Below are 17754 nucleotides of genomic sequence, written 5' to 3'. Positions count from 1 at the left end.
CCTGTAGACTAAAAGGGAGGTAGGCCCCTTGATAGATGTAAATAACTTTGAATATATGAAGATTGGACTTGCTTCACCTGACAAGATTCGTTCTTGGTCATACGGTGAAGTTAAGAAACCAGAAACTATTAACTATCGTACGTTAAAGCCTGAAAAAGATGGCTTGTTCTGTGAGCGTATTTTCGGACCACAAAAGGACTGGGAATGTCATTGCGGAAAATACAAACGTGTACGTTATAAAGGTGTAGTTTGTGATCGATGTGGCGTTGAAGTAACGCGTGCAAAAGTACGTCGTGAACGTATGGGTCATATTGAATTAGCTGCTCCTGTATCTCATATTTGGTATTTCAAAGGTATCCCGAGCCGCATGGGACTTGTCTTAGACATGTCCCCTCGCGCGCTTGAAGAAGTAATTTATTTCGCTTCTTATGTTGTAACAGAAAGTGGAGATACACCACTTGATAAGAAGCAATTACTTTCTGAAAAAGAATACCGTGCATATCGTGATCGATATGGTAGCACATTCCAAGCTGCTATGGGTGCAGAAGCGATTAAAAAACTACTACAAGACATTGATTTAGATAAAGAAGTAGACTTCTTAAAAGAAGAATTAAAAACAGCACAAGGACAACGCCGTACTCGTGCTATTAAACGTCTAGAAGTATTAGAAGCATTCCGTAACTCTGGAAATGAACCATCTTGGATGATCTTAGATGTTCTACCAGTTATCCCACCAGAACTACGCCCAATGGTACAGTTAGATGGTGGACGTTTTGCTACTTCTGACTTAAACGACTTATATCGTCGTGTAATTAACCGTAACAACCGTTTAAAACGTCTATTGGACCTAGGTGCTCCAAGCATCATCGTTCAAAACGAAAAACGTATGTTACAAGAAGCTGTAGATGCATTAATTGATAATGGTCGTCGTGGCCGTCCAGTAACTGGACCAGGTAACCGTCCATTAAAATCACTATCTCACATGCTTAAAGGTAAACAAGGACGTTTCCGTCAAAACTTATTAGGTAAACGTGTTGACTACTCTGGCCGTTCTGTAATCGTTGTAGGACCGAACTTAAAGATGTACCAATGTGGATTACCGAAAGAAATGGCGCTTGAACTGTTCAAACCTTTTGTTATGAAAGAGTTAGTTGGAAAAGGGTTAGCACACAACATTAAGAGTGCGAAACGTAAAATTGAGCGTGTACACCCTGAAGTTTGGGACGTTTTAGAATCTGTGATTAAAGAACATCCAGTACTTTTAAACCGCGCACCAACACTTCACCGTCTTGGTATCCAGGCGTTTGAACCTACATTAGTAGAAGGTCGCGCAATTCGTCTTCACCCACTTGTATGTACTGCATACAACGCGGACTTTGACGGTGACCAAATGGCGGTTCACGTTCCGTTATCATCAGAGGCACAAGCAGAAGCTCGTATTCTTATGTTAGCGGCACAAAACATCTTGAATCCAAAAGACGGAAAACCAGTTGTTACTCCATCTCAGGATATGGTATTAGGTAACTACTACTTAACACTTGAGCGTGAAGGCGCAATCGGTGAAGGTATGGTCTTCAAAGATGCAAACGAAGCAATACTTGCATATCAAAATGGATATGTACATCTGCACACACGTGTTGCAGTTGCTGCAAGTTCAGTAAATAACGTAACGTTTACTGAAGAGCAAAAAGGTAAGCTTCTATTAACAACAGTTGGTAAATTAATATTTAACGAAATCTTACCAGAGTCGTTCCCTTATATTAATGAACCGACAAACTCAAACCTTGAAAAAGAAACACCAGCGGAATATTTCGTTGAAAAAGGTGCGAACATTAAAGAAATTATTGCTAGTCGCGAAGAAGTGGCGCCATTTAGCAAGAAGATCCTTGGTAACATCATTGCGGAAGTGTTCAAACGTTTCCAAATTACAGAAACGTCTCGCATGCTTGACCGTATGAAAAACTTAGGGTTCAAGTACTCTACAAAAGCTGGTATTACAGTTGGGGTATCTGACATTCTTGTATTAGGCGAAAAAGATGAAATTCTCCACGAAGCACAAGCAAAAGTAGATAATGTAATTAAACAATTCCGTCGCGGTTTAATCACGGAAGAAGAACGTTACGATCGCGTTATCTCTATTTGGAGTAATGCAAAAGATGTTATCCAAGGAAAACTGATGAAATCCTTGAATAAACGCAATCCAATCTTCATGATGAGTGACTCAGGTGCCCGTGGTAACGCATCTAACTTTACTCAGCTTGCTGGTATGCGTGGTCTGATGGCCAATCCATCTGGTCGTATCATCGAACTTCCAATCAAATCGAGTTTCCGTGAAGGTTTAACAGTACTTGAGTACTTCATCTCTACGCATGGTGCGCGTAAAGGTCTTGCCGATACAGCACTTAAAACTGCCGATTCTGGTTACTTAACACGTCGTCTTGTAGACGTTGCACAAGATGTAATTGTCCGTGAAGATGATTGTGGAACAGATCGTGGTCTATTAATTGGTGCGATTAAAGAGGGTAATGAAGTAATTGAGTCATTATATGATCGTCTTGTTGGACGTTTTGCAAGAAAAACTGTAAAACATCCTGAAACAGGTGAAGTATTAGTTAGTGAAAACCAATTAATTACTGAAGATATCGCTCATATCGTTGAAAATTCGGGTGTTGAAACTGTAAATATTCGTTCAGCGTTTACGTGTAACACTCGCCATGGTGTATGTAAGAAGTGTTACGGTCGTAACTTAGCAACTGGTACAGACGTAGAAGTAGGAGAAGCGGTAGGTATTATCGCAGCTCAATCTATCGGTGAGCCAGGTACACAGTTAACGATGCGTACATTCCATACAGGTGGGGTTGCCGGAGATGATATCACTCAAGGTTTACCTCGTATCCAAGAGATCTTCGAAGCTCGTAATCCGAAAGGTCAGGCAGTTATCAGTGAAATCGACGGTGTTATCGCAGCGATCAACGATGTTAAAGATCGCCAAGAAGTAGTTGTACAGGGTGAAGTTGAAGCTCGTACGTATGCTATTCCTTACGGTGCTCGTCTGAAAGTAACTCCAGGACAGCCAATTAGCCACGGTAAAGAGTTAACAGAAGGTTCTATTGATCCGAAAGAATTACTAAAAGTAACGGACATTACAGCAGTTCAAGAATACTTATTACGTGAAGTTCAAAAAGTATACCGTATGCAAGGGGTAGAAATTGGTGACAAACACGTAGAGGTAATGGTACGTCAAATGCTACGTAAAGTTCGTGTAAGTGATGCAGGTGAAACAGACGTATTACCAGGAACATTACTAGATATCCATCAGTTTACTGATGCGAATGCGAAGGTGTTACTGAAAGGTAAACAACCAGCGACAGCTAGACCTGTTCTACTTGGTATTACAAAAGCTTCACTTGAAACTGATTCATTCTTATCTGCAGCATCATTCCAAGAAACAACTCGTGTCTTAACTGATGCAGCAATTAAAGGTAAACGTGATGAGCTTCTAGGATTGAAAGAGAACGTTATTATCGGTAAACTTGTTCCTGCTGGAACAGGTATGAATCGTTATCGCAAAGTGGATCTTGTAAAAACAACACAAGATAACATGAATGTAGAAAACGATGAGATTTATGTGGAACAGTAAAATTTTCCGTCGTAAATTTTGTATAAAAACATCTAATCCTAGTTGACATTGTATGAGTCAAAATGTTACTATAATCAAGGTTGCTCCTGAACGATGCTTTGGAGGATATTTATATGTCTTATCAAAAAGTGTCAAATGCTGAAAATGTAGTCGTTGGTCATAAACGCACATTGGAAGCAATCAAAAATGGTATAGTTAAAGAAGTTGTTATTGCAGAAGATGCTGATGTGCGGTTAACCCATGTTATCATTCGCACTGCTTTGCAACATAACATACCCATAACAAAGGTTGAATCAGTTCGTAAGCTTGGAAAAGTTTCGGGGATTCAAGTGGGAGCTTCAGCAATAGGAATAATAAGTTAAAACTGTTTTTGTGAGGAGAGAGCATTTGCTCTTCCTTGCAAAAACTTTGTTTTCAACTAATAATGAACCACCTGGATATGTGGTCATACAAACATGCGAAGGGAGGATAATCAAATGCCTACTATTAACCAATTAGTGAGAAATGGTCGTACTGATAAAGTATGGAAATCTAAATCACCTGCGTTAAACAAAGGATTTAACTCTTTAAAGAAAAAATCAACTGATATCTCTGCACCTCAAAAACGTGGTGTATGTACTCGTGTTGGTACAATGACTCCAAAGAAACCTAACTCAGCGTTACGTAAATACGCTCGTGTACGTTTAACAAACGGTATTGAAGTTACAGCTTACATCCCAGGTATCGGTCATAACTTACAAGAGCATAGCGTAGTATTAATTCGCGGTGGTCGAGTAAAGGATTTACCAGGGGTACGTTACCACATCGTTCGTGGAGCGCTTGATACAGCTGGTGTTGACAAACGTATGCAAGGACGTTCTAAATATGGTACTAAGCGACCAAAACCTGCTAAAAAATAATAAACTTATAATGAAAGGAGGAACTCAATATGCCTCGTAAAGGACCTGTTGCGAAACGTGACGTGTTACCAGATCCAATGTACAATTCTAAGCTAGTAACACGCCTTATCAACAAAATGATGGTTGACGGTAAAAAAGGTAAATCTCAAACAATTCTTTATAACGCTTTCGATATCGTTCGTGAACGTTCAGATAAAGAACCAATGGAAGTATTCGAGCAAGCTCTTAAGAACATCATGCCTGTTCTTGAAGTACGCGCTCGTCGTGTTGGTGGTGCTAACTACCAAGTTCCAGTTGAGGTTCGTCCAGAACGCCGTACAACTTTAGGTCTTCGCTGGTTAGTAAACTATGCTCGTCTTCGTGGTGAAAAAACTATGGAAGAGCGTCTAGCTTACGAAATCTTAGATGCAGCTAACAACGCTGGTGCATCTGTTAAGAAACGTGAAGACACTCATAAAATGGCAGAAGCTAACAAAGCATTTGCTCATTACCGTTGGTAGGATTCAACGTAAAATAAATGTATGCATAAACCGCTTTATTTGTCGCTTATGGAAGTGTGGAGAGGGAGAATGCCTCTCCCTTTCGTTGGGCGCTCGTTTTACATAATGAGGGTACTGGACACTGGCATATGTAACAATATAAAGTGGCTTTTTTGCTACTTAAAATAAAAAATCCAATCCATATATGGAAGGAGCAAGACACCAAATGACAAGAGAGTTCTCTTTAGAAAACACTCGTAATATTGGTATCATGGCTCACATCGATGCTGGTAAAACAACAGCAACTGAGCGTATTCTGTATTACACAGGACGTATTCATAAAATCGGTGAAACTCATGAAGGTGCATCTCAGATGGACTGGATGGAGCAAGAGCAAGAGCGTGGTATCACAATTACTTCTGCTGCAACTACAGCTCAATGGAAAGGTCACCGTGTAAACATCATTGATACTCCAGGACACGTAGACTTCACAGTAGAAGTAGAACGTTCTTTACGCGTACTTGATGGTGCGGTAGCAGTACTTGATGCACAATCTGGTGTAGAACCACAAACAGAAACTGTTTGGCGTCAGGCTACTACTTACGGTGTACCTCGTATCGTATTCGTTAACAAAATGGATAAGATCGGTGCAGATTTCTTATACTCTGTAGGAACAATCCACGATCGTTTACAAGCAAACGCACATCCAATTCAGTTACCAATCGGTGCTGAAGATGAGTTCAATGGTATCATTGACCTTGTTGAAGAGTGTGCTTACATGTACGGTAACGATTTAGGAACAGACATCGAGCGTGTCGAAATTCCTGAAGAGCACAAAGAACTAGCTGAAGAATACCGTGGAAAGCTTATTGAAGCGGTAGCTGAGCTTGATGAAGAAATGATGATGAAGTACCTAGAAGGTGAAGAAATCACTGTAGAAGAGCTTAAAGCTGGTATCCGTAAGGCTACAACTTCTGTAGAATTCTTCCCAGTAATCTGTGGTTCTGCATTCAAAAACAAAGGTGTTCAAATTCTGTTAGACGCAGTTATCGACTACCTACCATCTCCATTAGATGTACCTGCTATTAAAGGTACTCTTCCGGATACAGATGAAGAAGTAGAACGTAAGTCTAGCGATGAAGAACCATTCGCAGCTTTAGCATTCAAAATCATGACTGACCCTTATGTTGGTAAGTTAACGTTCTTCCGTGTGTACTCTGGTGTGTTAAACTCTGGATCATACGTGAAAAACTCAACTAAAGGTAAGCGTGAGCGTGTAGGACGTATCCTACAAATGCACGCTAACAGCCGTGAAGAGATTTCAACAGTTTACGCTGGGGATATCGCTGCTGCTGTAGGTTTAAAAGATACTACTACTGGTGATACTCTTTGTGACGAGAAGAGCCTTGTTATCCTTGAGTCTATGGAATTCCCAGAGCCAGTTATCTCTGTAGCTATCGAACCAAAATCTAAAGCTGACCAAGATAAAATGGGTACAGCATTATCTAAGCTTTCTGAAGAAGATCCAACATTCCGTGCTCACACTGACCAAGAAACTGGCCAAACTATCATCGCTGGTATGGGTGAACTTCACCTTGATATCATCGTTGACCGTATGCGCCGTGAATTCAAAGTCGAAGCAAACGTTGGTGCTCCTCAGGTAGCATACCGTGAAACTTTCCGCGCTGCTGCGAAAGTTGAAGGTAAGTTTGCTCGTCAATCTGGTGGACGTGGACAATTCGGTCACGTTTGGATTGAGTTTGCACCTAACGAAGAAGGTAAAGGATTTGAATTCGAAAACAAAATCGTCGGCGGTGTAGTTCCACGTGAATACATCCCAGCTGTTGGAGCGGGTCTTGAAGACTCACTTAAAAATGGTGTACTAGCTGGTTACCCACTAGTTGACATTAAAGCAGCATTAGTTGACGGTTCTTACCATGATGTCGATTCATCTGAGATGGCGTTCAAAATCGCTGCATCTATGGCACTTAAAGCTGCGGTTTCTAAATGTAACCCAGTAATTCTTGAGCCAATGATGAAAGTTGAAGTTGTAATTCCTGAAGAGTACATGGGAGACATCATGGGTGACGTAACATCTCGTCGTGGACGTGTAGAAGGTATGGAAGCTCGCGGTAACGCACAAGTTGTTCGCGCTATGGTTCCACTTTCTGAAATGTTCGGTTATGCGACAGCATTACGTTCTAACACTCAAGGACGCGGAACATTCTCAATGACATTTGATCATTATGAAGAAGTACCGAAGTCTGTTTCAGAAGAAATTATTAAAAAAAATAAAGGCGAATAATTGATTTTTATCAATTGTTCGAGTATAACTACTTATGTAAGCTTAGAAAGTGGGACGTAAGTTTCGCTTTCTAGTCTAAATATAAAATAACCTATATAAACTAAGGAGGAATTTAGAATGGCTAAAGCTAAATTCGAACGTTCTAAACCCCATGTTAACATCGGTACAATCGGCCACGTTGACCATGGTAAAACTACATTAACTGCTGCGATCACTACAGTTCTTGCAAAAGCTGGTGGTGCTGAAGCACGCGGATACGATCAAATCGACGCTGCTCCAGAAGAAAGAGAGCGCGGAATCACAATCTCAACTGCACACGTTGAGTACGAAACTGAAACTCGTCACTATGCACACGTTGACTGCCCAGGTCACGCTGACTATGTTAAAAACATGATCACTGGTGCTGCTCAAATGGACGGCGGTATCTTAGTAGTATCTGCTGCTGATGGCCCAATGCCTCAAACACGTGAGCACATCCTTCTTTCTCGTCAAGTAGGTGTTCCTTACATCGTTGTATTCTTAAACAAATGCGACATGGTAGACGACGAAGAATTATTAGAATTAGTAGAAATGGAAGTTCGTGACCTATTATCTGAATACGGATTCCCAGGCGACGACATTCCTGTAATCAAAGGTTCTGCTCTTAAAGCTCTTCAAGGAGAAGCTGATTGGGAAGCAAAAATCATTGAATTAATGACTGAAGTTGATGCTTACATCCCAACTCCAGAACGTGAAACTGACAAACCATTCTTAATGCCTATCGAGGATGTATTCTCTATCACAGGTCGTGGTACAGTTGCAACTGGTCGTGTAGAGCGCGGAATCGTTAAAGTTGGTGACGTAGTAGAAATCATCGGTCTTGCTGAAGAGAATGCTTCTACAACTGTAACTGGTGTAGAAATGTTCCGTAAACTTCTTGACCAAGCTCAAGCTGGAGACAACATCGGTGCTCTTCTTCGTGGGGTTGCTCGTGAAGACATCCAACGTGGACAAGTTCTTGCTAAAACTGGCTCTGTAAAAGCACACGCTAAATTCAAAGCTGAAGTTTTCGTATTATCTAAAGAAGAAGGTGGACGTCACACTCCATTCTTCGCTAACTACCGTCCTCAGTTCTACTTCCGTACAACTGACGTAACTGGTATCATCCAATTACCAGAAGGTACTGAAATGGTAATGCCTGGTGACAACATCGAAATGACTATCGAACTTATCGCTCCAATCGCTATCGAAGAGGGAACTAAATTCTCTATTCGTGAAGGTGGACGTACAGTAGGTTACGGTGTAGTTGCTACTATCGTTGAGTAATCTTAGCTGATATAAAAAAACCTAAGGGATTTTCCCTTAGGTTTTTTGTTTGCGTTTATATAAAGAAGAAGAGTGTGTTTTTTGTTTTGACGAGTTTCTTCTATAGTAATATAAAAACAATAAAAGATAATCCAGAAACTGTAAAACGAATTCTGTTAGATGAAAACTTGAAATTCTTTAAAGTGCCATGTATAATAGCAAAAGTAGAGAAAAGCAGATGCAAACAAAAAGATGCTTGCATCTAGACGAATAACATTGTATAATAGACAATGTTGGTCTTTGACTGCGATGAAGTGGAAGGTTGCTGACACACCCGGCCGCTTTGCCATGGCATGGTGTGGGGAAATTTCCATGGAGAAGGTCTATTTTAGAAATAGGCGAACGAAGGAGGGAAAATAATGGCAAAAGAAAAAATTCGTATCCGTTTAAAAGCTTATGATCACCGTATTCTTGATCAATCAGCTGAGAAAATTGTAGAAACAGCTAAGCGTTCTGGGGCAACAGTTTCTGGTCCGATCCCATTACCAACTGAGAAGACTATTTACACAATTCTTCGTGCTGTTCATAAGTACAAAGATTCTCGTGAGCAATTCGAAATGCGCACACACAAACGTTTAATCGATATCGTGAGTCCTACTCCACAAACAGTAGATTCATTAATGCGTTTAGACTTACCGTCTGGTGTAGATATCGAAATCAAACTATAAATTATATAACTTAAAAATGTAGGAGGTGTAACTCATGACCAAAGGAATCTTAGGAAGAAAGATCGGTATGACTCAAGTATTTGCTGAGAACGGTGAGTTAATCCCAGTAACAGTTATCGCTGCTAATCCAAACGTTGTTCTTCAAAAGAAAACAACTGAAACTGATGGCTACAATGCAATCCAGTTAGGATTTGAAGATAAACGTGAAAAGTTAACTAACAAACCTGAACAAGGCCACACTGCTAAAGCATCTACAACTCCTAAGCGCTTCATTCGCGAAATCCGCGATGCAGACGTGGACGGATTAGAGGTTGGTCAAGAGGTAAAAGTTGAAGTTTTCGCTGCAGGTGAAATCGTTGACGTAACAGGAATTTCTAAAGGTAAAGGTTTCCAAGGTGTTATCAAACGCCACGGACAATCTCGCGGACCTATGTCTCATGGTTCTCGCTATCACCGTCGTCCAGGTTCAATGGGCCCAGTTGCTCCGAACCGTGTATTCAAAGGCAAAAAACTTGCTGGACGTATGGGTGGAGACCAAGTTACTATCCAAAACTTAGAAATCGTTCAAGTTGACACTGAGCGCAACTTATTACTAGTAAAAGGTAACGTTCCAGGTGCTAAGAAATCTCTTGTAGTTGTTCAAGGCGCTGTGAAGGTTAGCAAATAATTCACAATAGGAAGGAGGAATTCCAATGCCAAAAGTTACTGTATATAACCAAACTGGTTCACAGGTTGGTGAAATCGAATTAGCTGAAGCTATTTTCGGTATCGAACCAAATGAAGCTGTACTTTTCGAAGCTGTAATGATGCAACGTGCATCTTTACGTCAAGGTACACACAAAGTAAAAACTCGCTCTGAAGTTCGCGGTGGTGGTCGTAAACCATGGCGTCAAAAAGGAACTGGACGTGCTCGTCAAGGGTCTATCCGCTCTCCTCAATGGCGTGGTGGTGGTACGGTATTCGGACCTACACCAAGAAGCTATGCGTACAAACTTCCTAAGAAAGTTCGTCGTTTAGCAATCAAATCTGCATTAGCTACTAAAGTAGTTGAGAACAACATTGTAGTTCTTGAAGACCTAGTGTTAAATGCACCAAAAACAAAAGACATGCTAGCAGTACTTAAAGGATTAACTGTTGAGAAGAAAGCTCTTATCGTAACTGCTGATGCAAACGAATCTGTAGAGTTATCTGCTCGCAATATCCCTGGAGTAACAGTAATCACTGCTGATGGCGTAAACGTTTTAGACGTGCTTCATCATGATAAGCTAATCATGACAAAAGCGGCAGTGGAAAAAGTAGAGGAGGTGCTTGCATAATGAGAGATCCTCGTGATATCATTAAGCGCCCAGTTATCACTGAACGTTCTATGGAAATGATGGCTGAAAAAAAATACACGTTCGATGTGGACGTTAAATCTAATAAAACAGAAGTTAAAGATGCTCTTGAAGCGATCTTTGGTGTTAAAGTAGAAAAAGTGAACATCATGAACTACAAGCCGAAAGCAAAACGCGTTGGTCGTCACGCTGGTTTTACTAGCCGTCGTCGTAAAGCAATCGTTAAGCTAACTGCTGACAGCAAAGAAATCGAAATCTTCCAAGGCGTTTAATTCTTACTAAAGAAGGAGGGAAATTGAGATGGGAATTAAAAAGTATAATCCAACTACTAACGGTCGTCGTAATATGACTACGAATGATTTCGCTGAAATCACGACTGACAGACCCGAAAAGTCATTACTTGCTCCTTTAAGCAAGAAGGCTGGTCGTAATAACCAAGGTAAAATTACTGTACGTCATCAAGGTGGCGGACATAAGCGTCAATACCGTATCATCGACTTTAAGCGTAACAAAGATGGAATTCCAGGACGCGTTGCTACGATCGAATACGATCCAAACCGCTCTGCGAATATCGCATTAATTAACTACGTTGACGGTGAAAAACGTTACATTCTTGCTCCTAAATCTTTAGAAGTAGGTATGGAAGTTATGTCTGGCCCAGAAGCTGACATCAAAATCGGTAACGCATTACCATTAATCAACATTCCAGTAGGTACTGTTGTTCATAACATCGAGCTTAAGCCTGGTCGTGGCGGACAATTAGTTCGTTCTGCTGGTACATCTGCTCAAGTACTTGGTAAAGAAGGTAAATACGTACTTGTACGTTTAACTTCTGGTGAAGTACGTCTTGTATTATCTGCTTGTCGCGCTTCAATCGGTCAAGTAGGTAACGAACAACACGAACTTATCAAAATCGGTAAAGCAGGTCGCTCTCGCTGGTTAGGTAAACGCCCAACAGTTCGTGGTTCTGTAATGAACCCGGTTGATCACCCACACGGTGGTGGTGAAGGACGTTCTCCAATCGGACGTAAGTCTCCAATGTCTCCATGGGGTAAACCAACTCTTGGATTCAAGACTCGTAAGAAAAACAAAGCGTCTGACAAATTCATCGTTCGTCGTCGTAAAAAATAATGGGATTGTAGTACGGTTCATTTCTAGAACCGTACGCCAATCACGAAGGGAGGCACCAAAATGGCTCGTAGCTTAAAAAAAGGACCATTTGTCGATGATCACTTAATGAGCAAAATGGAAAAATTAGTTGCATCTGAGCAAAAACAAGTTGTTAAAACTTGGTCTCGCCGTTCAACAATCTTCCCTCAGTTCATCGGACACACAATCGCTGTATATGATGGTCGTAAACACGTACCTGTGTACATCACTGAGGATATGGTTGGCCATAAGTTAGGTGAATTCGCACCAACTCGTACGTATAAAGGTCACCTTGCTGACGATAAGAAAACTAGAAGATAATGAGAGGAGGCACTTCAATGCAAGCTAAAGCAGTAGCGAGAACAGTTCGTATTGCTCCTCGTAAAGTTCGTTTAGTAGTAGACTTAATCCGAGGTAAGCAAGTGGGTGAAGCGATTGCTATCCTTAACCACACACCAAAAACTGCTTCTCCAGTTGTAGAAAAAGTTTTAAAATCTGCAATCGCAAATGCAGAGCACAATTATGAGATGGACATTAACAACCTAGTTGTTGAAAAAGTCTTCGTTGACGAAGGTCCAACGTTGAAACGTTTCCGTCCACGTGCAATGGGTCGTGCAAGCCAAATTAACAAACGCACAAGCCACATTACAGTTGTGGTATCAGAAAAGAAGGAGGGATAATCGATGGGTCAAAAGGTTAATCCAATTGGTCTTCGTGTCGGTGTTATCCGTGACTGGGAATCTCGTTGGTTCGCTGAGAAAGATTACGCTACATTATTACATGAAGACATCAAAATCCGTGAGTACATTAATGTACGCTTAAAAGATTCTGCTGTTGCTAAAGTAGAAATCGAACGTGCAGCAAATCGTGTAAATGTTACAATTCACACTGCAAAACCTGGTATGGTAATTGGTAAAGGTGGTACTGAAGTTGAAGCACTTCGTAAAGCTCTTAACCAATTAACAGGCAAGCGTGTACACATCAACATTTTAGAAGTTAAGAGAGCTGATCTTAACGCTAAATTAGTAGGCGAAAACATCGCTCGTCAATTAGAAAACCGTGTATCATTCCGTCGTGCACAAAAGCAAGTTATTCAACGTGCTATGCGTGCAGGTGCTAAAGGTATTAAAACACAGGTTTCTGGTCGTCTTGGCGGAGCTGATATCGCTCGTGCAGAATCTTACAGTGAAGGAACTGTTCCACTTCATACACTTCGCGCTGATATTGACTATGCAGCAGTTGAAGCTGATACAACATACGGTAAATTAGGCGTAAAAGTATGGATCTACCGTGGAGAAGTCCTTCCTACAAAAAAGAAAGCTTCTGAGGAAGGAGGAAAATAATATGTTAATGCCAAAACGCGTAAAATATCGTAGAGAGCATCGTGGTAAAATGCGTGGTCGTGCTAAAGGTGGAACTGAAGTTGCTTTCGGTGAATTCGGTTTACAAGCACAAGCTGCTTCATGGATTACAAACCGTCAAATCGAAGCTGCTCGTCGTGCAATGACTCGTTACATGAAACGTGGCGGTAAAGTATGGATTAAAATTTTCCCTTCTAAACCTTACACTGCAAAACCTCTAGAAGTACGTATGGGTTCCGGTAAAGGGGCACCAGAAGGCTGGGTAGCAGTAGTAAAACCTGGGAAAATTATGTTCGAAATCGCGGGTGTATCTGAAGAGGTAGCACGCGAAGCATTACGTCTTGCAGCTCACAAGTTACCTGTGAAATGTAAATTCGTAAAACGTGAAGAAAATGGTGGTGAATCTAATGAAAACTAATGATATTCGTGAATTAACCACTGCCGAAATCGAAACAAAAGTTAAAGCTTTAAAGGAAGAGTTGTTTAATCTTCGCTTCCAACTTGCTACAGGACAATTAGAGAATCCAACTCGCATTCGTGAAGTGCGTAAAGCAATTGCTCGTATGAAAACTGTAGTTCGTGAAAGAGAGATCGGAATTAATCGATAAATTGAGGGGAGGTTTGCATAGTGAGCGAACGTAACCAACGCAAAGTTTATACTGGTCGTGTAGTGTCTGACAAAATGGACAAAACGATTACAGTTTTAGTTGAAACTTACAAAACTCATTCCTTGTACGGAAAACGTGTTAAGTATTCTAAGAAGTACAAAGCCCATGATGAGCAAAACCAAGCGAAACTTGGCGATATCGTTAAAATCATGGAAACTCGCCCGCTTTCTGCTACTAAGCGTTTCCGTTTAGTTGAAATCGTTGAAGAAGCGGTTATTATCTAAATAGACGAATCGGAATTTTTAGTCCGAAGGGAGGTTTCATAACATGATCCAACAAGAATCTCGTTTGAAAGTTGCTGACAACTCTGGTGCACGTGAACTTTTAACAATTAAAGTATTAGGCGGCTCTGGTCGTAAATATGCTAACATTGGTGACATTATCGTTGCTACGGTAAAACAAGCAACACCAGGTGGCGTTGTTAAAAAAGGTGACGTTGTTAAAGCAGTAGTAGTACGTACGAAGAGCGGAGCTCGTCGTCCGGACGGTTCTTACATCAAATTTGATGAAAACGCAGCGGTTATCATTAAAGACGATAAGAGCCCACGTGGTACTCGTATCTTCGGACCAGTAGCTCGTGAATTACGTGATAGCAACTTCATGAAGATCGTTTCTTTAGCTCCAGAAGTTCTATAATTTAAGGTATTGCCTTGCTAAGGAGGTGCAGAATTAAGATGCATGTAAAAAAAGGTGATAAAGTACAGGTAATCACTGGTAAAGACAAAGGAAAACAAGGCGTTATCCTTGTGGCTTTCCCAAAGCAAAACCGTGTTATCGTTGAGGGTGTCAATATCGTTAAGAAGCACTCTAAGCCATCTCAATTAAATCCACAAGGTGGAATTATTACTAAAGAAGCACCTATTCACGTTTCTAACGTTATGATTTTAGATCCGAAAACAGGTGAACCTACTCGTGTAGGCTTCAAAGTAGAAGATGGTAAAAAAGTTCGTATTGCAAAAAAATCTGGTGAATTATTAGATAAATAATTTTCTTAAGAAAGGAGGTCACTTCATTGAATCGCCTTAAAGAGAAGTTCCAAAAGGAAATTACTCCTGCTCTAGTGAGCAAGTTTAACTATAAATCTGTGATGGAAGTACCGAAAATCGAAAAGATCGTAATCAACACTGGTGTTGGTGACGCGGTATCTAACTCAAAAGCTTTAGACAATGCAGTAGAAGAATTAACACAAATCGCAGGTCAAAAACCTGTTGTAACTCGTGCTAAAAAATCAATCGCTGGTTTCCGTCTTCGTGAAGGTATGCCAATCGGTGCGAAAGTAACTTTACGCGGCGAGCAAATGTATGAGTTCTTCGACAAATTAGTATCAGTTTCTTTACCACGTGTACGTGATTTCCGTGGTGTTTCTAAGAAATCATTCGATGGTCGTGGGAACTACACATTAGGTGTTAAAGAGCAACTTATCTTCCCTGAGATTGATTATGATAAAGTAAGCAAAGTCCGCGGTATGGACATCGTAATCGTTACTACAGCGAAAACTGATGAAGAAGCTCGTGAACTTTTAACACAATTCGGTATGCCATTCCAAAAATAATGGAAGCCAACGCTAAGTAGAGGAGGCGAAAACGTGGCTAAAAAATCTATGATAGCGAAACAAAAGCGTACTCCTAAGTTTAAAGTACAAGAGTATACACGTTGCGAACGCTGCGGTCGTCCGCATTCTGTATACCGCAAATTTAAACTTTGCCGTATTTGTTTCCGTGAACTTGCATATAAAGGTCAAATTCCTGGTGTTAAAAAAGCTAGTTGGTAAAACCCACAAATGGGAAGGAGGTAAAACACATGGTGATGACAGATCCAATTGCAGACATGCTTACTCGCATCCGTAATGCGAACATGGTACGTCATGAGAAATTAGAGGTTCCTGCTTCTAAAATCAAAAAAGAGATCGCTGAACTTTTAAAACGTGAAGGTTTCATTCGTGATGTAGAATACATCGAGGATAACAAACAAGGTATCCTTCGTATTTTCCTGAAATATGGTGCAAACAATGAACGTGTAATCACTGGATTAAAACGTATCAGTAAACCTGGCTTACGCGTTTACGCTAAAGCTGACGAAGTACCACGTGTACTTAACGGATTAGGTATCGCTCTTGTTTCTACATCTAAGGGAGTAATGACAGACAAAGACGCTCGTCAATTACAAACTGGTGGAGAAGTAGTAGCATACGTTTGGTAATATATATTTAAAACGAACGGAGGTGTGACCACATGTCTCGTATTGGTAAAAAGATTCTTGAAATCCCTGCAGGTGTTACTATTACAATTGCAGAAGACAATACTGTAACAGTAAAAGGCCCTAAAGGTGAATTAACTCGTAAATTCAATGCTGATATGTCTATCAAAATTGAAGAAAATACACTAACAGTTGAGCGTCCATCTGAACAGAAGGAACACCGTGCATTACACGGTACAACTCGTGCTTTAATCGGAAACATGGTTGAAGGTGTAACTGCAGGTTTCGCACGCGGACTTGAATTAGTCGGTGTTGGTTACCGTGCTCAAAAACAAGGAGATAAACTTGTTTTAAGCGTAGGTTATTCTCATCCAGTAGAAATGACTCCGGAAGCAGGTCTTGAAGTTGAAGTACCTGCACCAACTAAAATCGTAATTAAAGGTATCGACAAGCAACGTGTTGGCGAATTTGCTGCTAACATCCGTGCTGTACGTGCTCCTGAGCCTTACAAAGGTAAAGGTATTCGTTACGAAGGCGAAGTTGTTCGTCGTAAAGAAGGTAAAACTGCTAAGTAAACCCGTTAGGTGAGAGAAAGGAGTGACAAGAAAATGATCACTAAAGCTGATAAAAATGCGACTCGTAAGAAAAGACATGCACGTGTACGTGCTAAACTTACTGGTACTGCAGAGCGTCCACGTTTAAACGTGTTCCGTTCTAACCAACATATTTACGCTCAAGTTATTGATGATGTGAATGGTGTAACGTTAGTAAGTGCATCTACTCTTGATAAAGACCTTGCTCTTAACGGTACTAGCAATACTGAAGCTGCTACGAAAGTTGGAGAATCAGTTGCTAAGCGTGCTGTAGAGAAAGGCGTTAAAGAAGTAGTATTTGATCGCGGTGGTTACTTATACCATGGCCGTGTTAAAGCTCTAGCTGAAGCTGCTCGTGAGGCTGGATTACAATTTTAATGGTCAAAGGAGGGAAAATTGATGCATCGCATTGACCCAAGTAAATTAGAACTTGAAGAACGTGTAGTTACGATAAATCGTGTCGCGAAAGTTGTTAAGGGTGGTCGTCGTTTCCGCTTTGCTGCACTAGTTGTAGTTGGCGATAAAAACGGTCATGTTGGATTCGGTACTGGTAAAGCACAAGAGGTACCAGACGCAATCCGCAAAGCTATCGAAGACGCTAAGAAAAACTTAATCGCTGTACCATTAGTTGGTACAACAATTCCACACACAATCAACGGTCACTTTGGAGCTGGTGAAGTATTCTTAAAACCTGCTGCTGAAGGTACTGGTGTTATTGCTGGTGGACCTGTTCGTGCGGTACTTGAATTAGCTGGTGTACAAGATATTCTTTCGAAATCTCTTGGTTCTAACACACCAATCAACATGATTCGCGCTACTGTGAACGGATTAAGCGAACTTAAGCGCGCTGAAGATGTTGCAAAATTACGCGGTAAATCTGTAGAAGAGCTACTAGGTTAAGGAGGGAAAACAAATGGCGAAAAAGTTAGAAATTACCCTCACTCGTAGTGTAATTGGTCGTCCACAAGATCAACGTGCGACGGTAGAAGCTTTAGGTCTTAAAAAGTTGAATTCAACTGTAGTTAAGGAAGAAACTCCTGCTATTCTTGGTATGATCAACAAAGTTTCTCACCTTTTAACTGTAAAAGAAGCTTAAGGATAACTCATTAATATAAGGA

At 40.8% G+C, this 17754-nt stretch carries 26 protein-coding genes; all 26 read left to right on the top strand.

All coding sequences use genetic code 11. The features are described 5' to 3' along the window. Positions 1–28: 28 nt before the first annotated feature. The 26 genes from rpoC (at position 29) to rpmD (ending at position 17732) form a co-directional block, all read left to right on the top strand. A complete protein-coding gene (rpoC, locus tag IBT51_RS24655) occupies positions 29–3640 on the top strand; it encodes a DNA-directed RNA polymerase subunit beta' (protein ID WP_000567943.1) in 3612 nt (1203 codons plus the stop codon). A 113-nt stretch (positions 3641–3753) separates the two neighbouring features. Next, on the top strand, positions 3754–4002 hold the full coding sequence (locus tag IBT51_RS24650; RefSeq protein WP_000121833.1) for a 50S ribosomal protein L7ae-like protein: 249 nt from the start codon (positions 3754–3756) through the stop codon (positions 4000–4002). A 114-nt stretch (positions 4003–4116) separates the two neighbouring features. Further along, positions 4117–4539: a 30S ribosomal protein S12 gene (gene rpsL, locus IBT51_RS24645; RefSeq protein WP_001142341.1), complete on the top strand. Its 423-nt coding sequence runs from the start codon at positions 4117–4119 to the stop codon at positions 4537–4539. Between the two features lie 29 nt (positions 4540–4568). Further along, positions 4569–5039 carry a 30S ribosomal protein S7 gene (rpsG, locus tag IBT51_RS24640; protein WP_001137492.1) on the top strand — a complete coding sequence of 157 codons (471 nt, stop codon included), beginning with the start codon at positions 4569–4571 and terminating at the stop codon, positions 5037–5039. Positions 5040–5244: 205 nt separating this feature from the next. Then, complete coding sequence (fusA, locus tag IBT51_RS24635) at positions 5245–7323, top strand: elongation factor G (protein WP_000196384.1); 2079 nt, start codon at positions 5245–5247, stop codon at positions 7321–7323. Positions 7324–7440: 117 nt separating this feature from the next. Continuing rightward, a complete protein-coding gene (tuf, locus tag IBT51_RS24630; protein ID WP_001029617.1) occupies positions 7441–8628 on the top strand; it encodes an elongation factor Tu in 1188 nt (395 codons plus the stop codon). Between the two features lie 398 nt (positions 8629–9026). Beyond that, positions 9027–9335: a 30S ribosomal protein S10 gene (gene rpsJ, locus IBT51_RS24625; RefSeq protein ID WP_001040595.1), complete on the top strand. Its 309-nt coding sequence runs from the start codon at positions 9027–9029 to the stop codon at positions 9333–9335. A 34-nt stretch (positions 9336–9369) separates the two neighbouring features. Further along, a complete protein-coding gene (gene rplC / locus IBT51_RS24620; RefSeq protein WP_000160209.1) occupies positions 9370–10002 on the top strand; it encodes a 50S ribosomal protein L3 in 633 nt (210 codons plus the stop codon). Between the two features lie 25 nt (positions 10003–10027). After that, positions 10028–10651 carry a 50S ribosomal protein L4 gene (rplD, locus tag IBT51_RS24615; protein ID WP_001127258.1) on the top strand — a complete coding sequence of 208 codons (624 nt, stop codon included), beginning with the start codon at positions 10028–10030 and terminating at the stop codon, positions 10649–10651. After that, complete coding sequence (gene rplW / locus IBT51_RS24610; protein WP_001205558.1) at positions 10651–10941, top strand: 50S ribosomal protein L23; 291 nt, start codon at positions 10651–10653, stop codon at positions 10939–10941. Before rplD ends, rplW begins: the two co-directional genes overlap by 1 nt. A 28-nt stretch (positions 10942–10969) precedes the next feature. After that, a complete protein-coding gene (rplB, locus tag IBT51_RS24605; protein ID WP_000511583.1) occupies positions 10970–11800 on the top strand; it encodes a 50S ribosomal protein L2 in 831 nt (276 codons plus the stop codon). 60 nt (positions 11801–11860) lie between these two features. Continuing rightward, positions 11861–12139, top strand: a complete 279-nt coding sequence (gene rpsS / locus IBT51_RS24600; protein WP_000124454.1) for a 30S ribosomal protein S19 — start codon at positions 11861–11863, stop codon at positions 12137–12139. Between the two features lie 17 nt (positions 12140–12156). After that, complete coding sequence (gene rplV / locus IBT51_RS24595; RefSeq protein ID WP_001148024.1) at positions 12157–12498, top strand: 50S ribosomal protein L22; 342 nt, start codon at positions 12157–12159, stop codon at positions 12496–12498. A gap of 3 nt (positions 12499–12501) precedes the next feature. Further along, positions 12502–13161, top strand: a complete 660-nt coding sequence (gene rpsC, locus IBT51_RS24590) for a 30S ribosomal protein S3 (protein WP_000529956.1) — start codon at positions 12502–12504, stop codon at positions 13159–13161. Between the two features lies 1 nt (position 13162). Then, a complete protein-coding gene (rplP, locus tag IBT51_RS24585; protein ID WP_000928971.1) occupies positions 13163–13597 on the top strand; it encodes a 50S ribosomal protein L16 in 435 nt (144 codons plus the stop codon). Then, a complete protein-coding gene (gene rpmC / locus IBT51_RS24580; protein ID WP_000855718.1) occupies positions 13587–13787 on the top strand; it encodes a 50S ribosomal protein L29 in 201 nt (66 codons plus the stop codon). The genes rplP and rpmC overlap by 11 nt, the downstream gene beginning before the upstream one ends. A 20-nt stretch (positions 13788–13807) precedes the next feature. Beyond that, the gene (rpsQ, locus tag IBT51_RS24575) at positions 13808–14071 is read left to right on the top strand and encodes a 30S ribosomal protein S17 (RefSeq protein WP_000004106.1); all 264 of its coding nucleotides are present in this window, start codon (positions 13808–13810) and stop codon (positions 14069–14071) included. Between the two features lie 43 nt (positions 14072–14114). Next, positions 14115–14483 (top strand): 50S ribosomal protein L14, encoded by a 369-nt coding sequence (gene rplN / locus IBT51_RS24570; RefSeq protein WP_000615912.1) that lies wholly within the window; start codon positions 14115–14117, stop codon positions 14481–14483. 38 nt (positions 14484–14521) lie between these two features. Continuing rightward, on the top strand, positions 14522–14833 hold the full coding sequence (gene rplX / locus IBT51_RS24565; RefSeq protein ID WP_000558200.1) for a 50S ribosomal protein L24: 312 nt from the start codon (positions 14522–14524) through the stop codon (positions 14831–14833). A 26-nt stretch (positions 14834–14859) separates the two neighbouring features. Next, entirely contained in the window at positions 14860–15399 is a 540-nt protein-coding gene (gene rplE, locus IBT51_RS24560; RefSeq protein ID WP_001080829.1) for a 50S ribosomal protein L5, read from the top strand. 33 nt (positions 15400–15432) lie between these two features. Then, positions 15433–15618, top strand: coding sequence for a 30S ribosomal protein S14 (gene rpsN, locus IBT51_RS24555; protein ID WP_001085700.1), 186 nt, complete (start codon positions 15433–15435; stop codon positions 15616–15618). Between the two features lie 29 nt (positions 15619–15647). Then, the gene (gene rpsH, locus IBT51_RS24550; protein WP_000245511.1) at positions 15648–16046 is read left to right on the top strand and encodes a 30S ribosomal protein S8; all 399 of its coding nucleotides are present in this window, start codon (positions 15648–15650) and stop codon (positions 16044–16046) included. A 32-nt stretch (positions 16047–16078) separates the two neighbouring features. Beyond that, positions 16079–16618: a 50S ribosomal protein L6 gene (rplF, locus tag IBT51_RS24545; RefSeq protein WP_000086551.1), complete on the top strand. Its 540-nt coding sequence runs from the start codon at positions 16079–16081 to the stop codon at positions 16616–16618. Between the two features lie 33 nt (positions 16619–16651). Further along, entirely contained in the window at positions 16652–17014 is a 363-nt protein-coding gene (rplR, locus tag IBT51_RS24540; RefSeq protein ID WP_000628818.1) for a 50S ribosomal protein L18, read from the top strand. Positions 17015–17035: 21 nt separating this feature from the next. Continuing rightward, on the top strand, positions 17036–17536 hold the full coding sequence (rpsE, locus tag IBT51_RS24535; RefSeq protein WP_000554646.1) for a 30S ribosomal protein S5: 501 nt from the start codon (positions 17036–17038) through the stop codon (positions 17534–17536). A 13-nt stretch (positions 17537–17549) separates the two neighbouring features. Continuing rightward, on the top strand, positions 17550–17732 hold the full coding sequence (gene rpmD, locus IBT51_RS24530) for a 50S ribosomal protein L30 (RefSeq protein ID WP_001085233.1): 183 nt from the start codon (positions 17550–17552) through the stop codon (positions 17730–17732). Positions 17733–17754: the final 22 nt, after the last annotated feature.

It is taken from the genome of Bacillus sp. S71 (assembly GCF_016625265.1).
Lineage (GTDB): Bacteria > Bacillota > Bacilli > Bacillales > Bacillaceae_G > Bacillus_A > Bacillus_A cereus.
Note: the sequence above shows the minus strand (reverse complement) of the source record. Positions and strands in the feature narration are given on the sequence as shown.

Excerpts from the sequence above, each read along its gene's own strand:
- IBT51_RS24650 (WP_000121833.1), top strand. The coding sequence starts at position 3,754 with ATGTCTTATCAAAAAGTGTCAAATGCTGAAAATGTAGTCGTTGGTCAT.
- rpsL (WP_001142341.1), top strand. The coding sequence starts at position 4,117 with ATGCCTACTATTAACCAATTAGTGAGAAATGGTCGTACTGATAAAGTA.
- rpsG (WP_001137492.1), top strand. The coding sequence starts at position 4,569 with ATGCCTCGTAAAGGACCTGTTGCGAAACGTGACGTGTTACCAGATCCA.
- fusA (WP_000196384.1), top strand. The coding sequence starts at position 5,245 with ATGACAAGAGAGTTCTCTTTAGAAAACACTCGTAATATTGGTATCATG.
- tuf (WP_001029617.1), top strand. The coding sequence starts at position 7,441 with ATGGCTAAAGCTAAATTCGAACGTTCTAAACCCCATGTTAACATCGGT.
- rpsJ (WP_001040595.1), top strand. The coding sequence starts at position 9,027 with ATGGCAAAAGAAAAAATTCGTATCCGTTTAAAAGCTTATGATCACCGT.
- rplC (WP_000160209.1), top strand. The coding sequence starts at position 9,370 with ATGACCAAAGGAATCTTAGGAAGAAAGATCGGTATGACTCAAGTATTT.
- rplD (WP_001127258.1), top strand. The coding sequence starts at position 10,028 with ATGCCAAAAGTTACTGTATATAACCAAACTGGTTCACAGGTTGGTGAA.
- rplW (WP_001205558.1), top strand. The coding sequence starts at position 10,651 with ATGAGAGATCCTCGTGATATCATTAAGCGCCCAGTTATCACTGAACGT.
- rplB (WP_000511583.1), top strand. The coding sequence starts at position 10,970 with ATGGGAATTAAAAAGTATAATCCAACTACTAACGGTCGTCGTAATATG.
- rpsS (WP_000124454.1), top strand. The coding sequence starts at position 11,861 with ATGGCTCGTAGCTTAAAAAAAGGACCATTTGTCGATGATCACTTAATG.
- rplV (WP_001148024.1), top strand. The coding sequence starts at position 12,157 with ATGCAAGCTAAAGCAGTAGCGAGAACAGTTCGTATTGCTCCTCGTAAA.
- rpsC (WP_000529956.1), top strand. The coding sequence starts at position 12,502 with ATGGGTCAAAAGGTTAATCCAATTGGTCTTCGTGTCGGTGTTATCCGT.
- rplP (WP_000928971.1), top strand. The coding sequence starts at position 13,163 with ATGTTAATGCCAAAACGCGTAAAATATCGTAGAGAGCATCGTGGTAAA.
- rpmC (WP_000855718.1), top strand. The coding sequence starts at position 13,587 with ATGAAAACTAATGATATTCGTGAATTAACCACTGCCGAAATCGAAACA.
- rplN (WP_000615912.1), top strand. The coding sequence starts at position 14,115 with ATGATCCAACAAGAATCTCGTTTGAAAGTTGCTGACAACTCTGGTGCA.
- rplX (WP_000558200.1), top strand. The coding sequence starts at position 14,522 with ATGCATGTAAAAAAAGGTGATAAAGTACAGGTAATCACTGGTAAAGAC.
- rpsH (WP_000245511.1), top strand. The coding sequence starts at position 15,648 with ATGGTGATGACAGATCCAATTGCAGACATGCTTACTCGCATCCGTAAT.
- rplF (WP_000086551.1), top strand. The coding sequence starts at position 16,079 with ATGTCTCGTATTGGTAAAAAGATTCTTGAAATCCCTGCAGGTGTTACT.
- rplR (WP_000628818.1), top strand. The coding sequence starts at position 16,652 with ATGATCACTAAAGCTGATAAAAATGCGACTCGTAAGAAAAGACATGCA.
- rpsE (WP_000554646.1), top strand. The coding sequence starts at position 17,036 with ATGCATCGCATTGACCCAAGTAAATTAGAACTTGAAGAACGTGTAGTT.
- rpmD (WP_001085233.1), top strand. The coding sequence starts at position 17,550 with ATGGCGAAAAAGTTAGAAATTACCCTCACTCGTAGTGTAATTGGTCGT.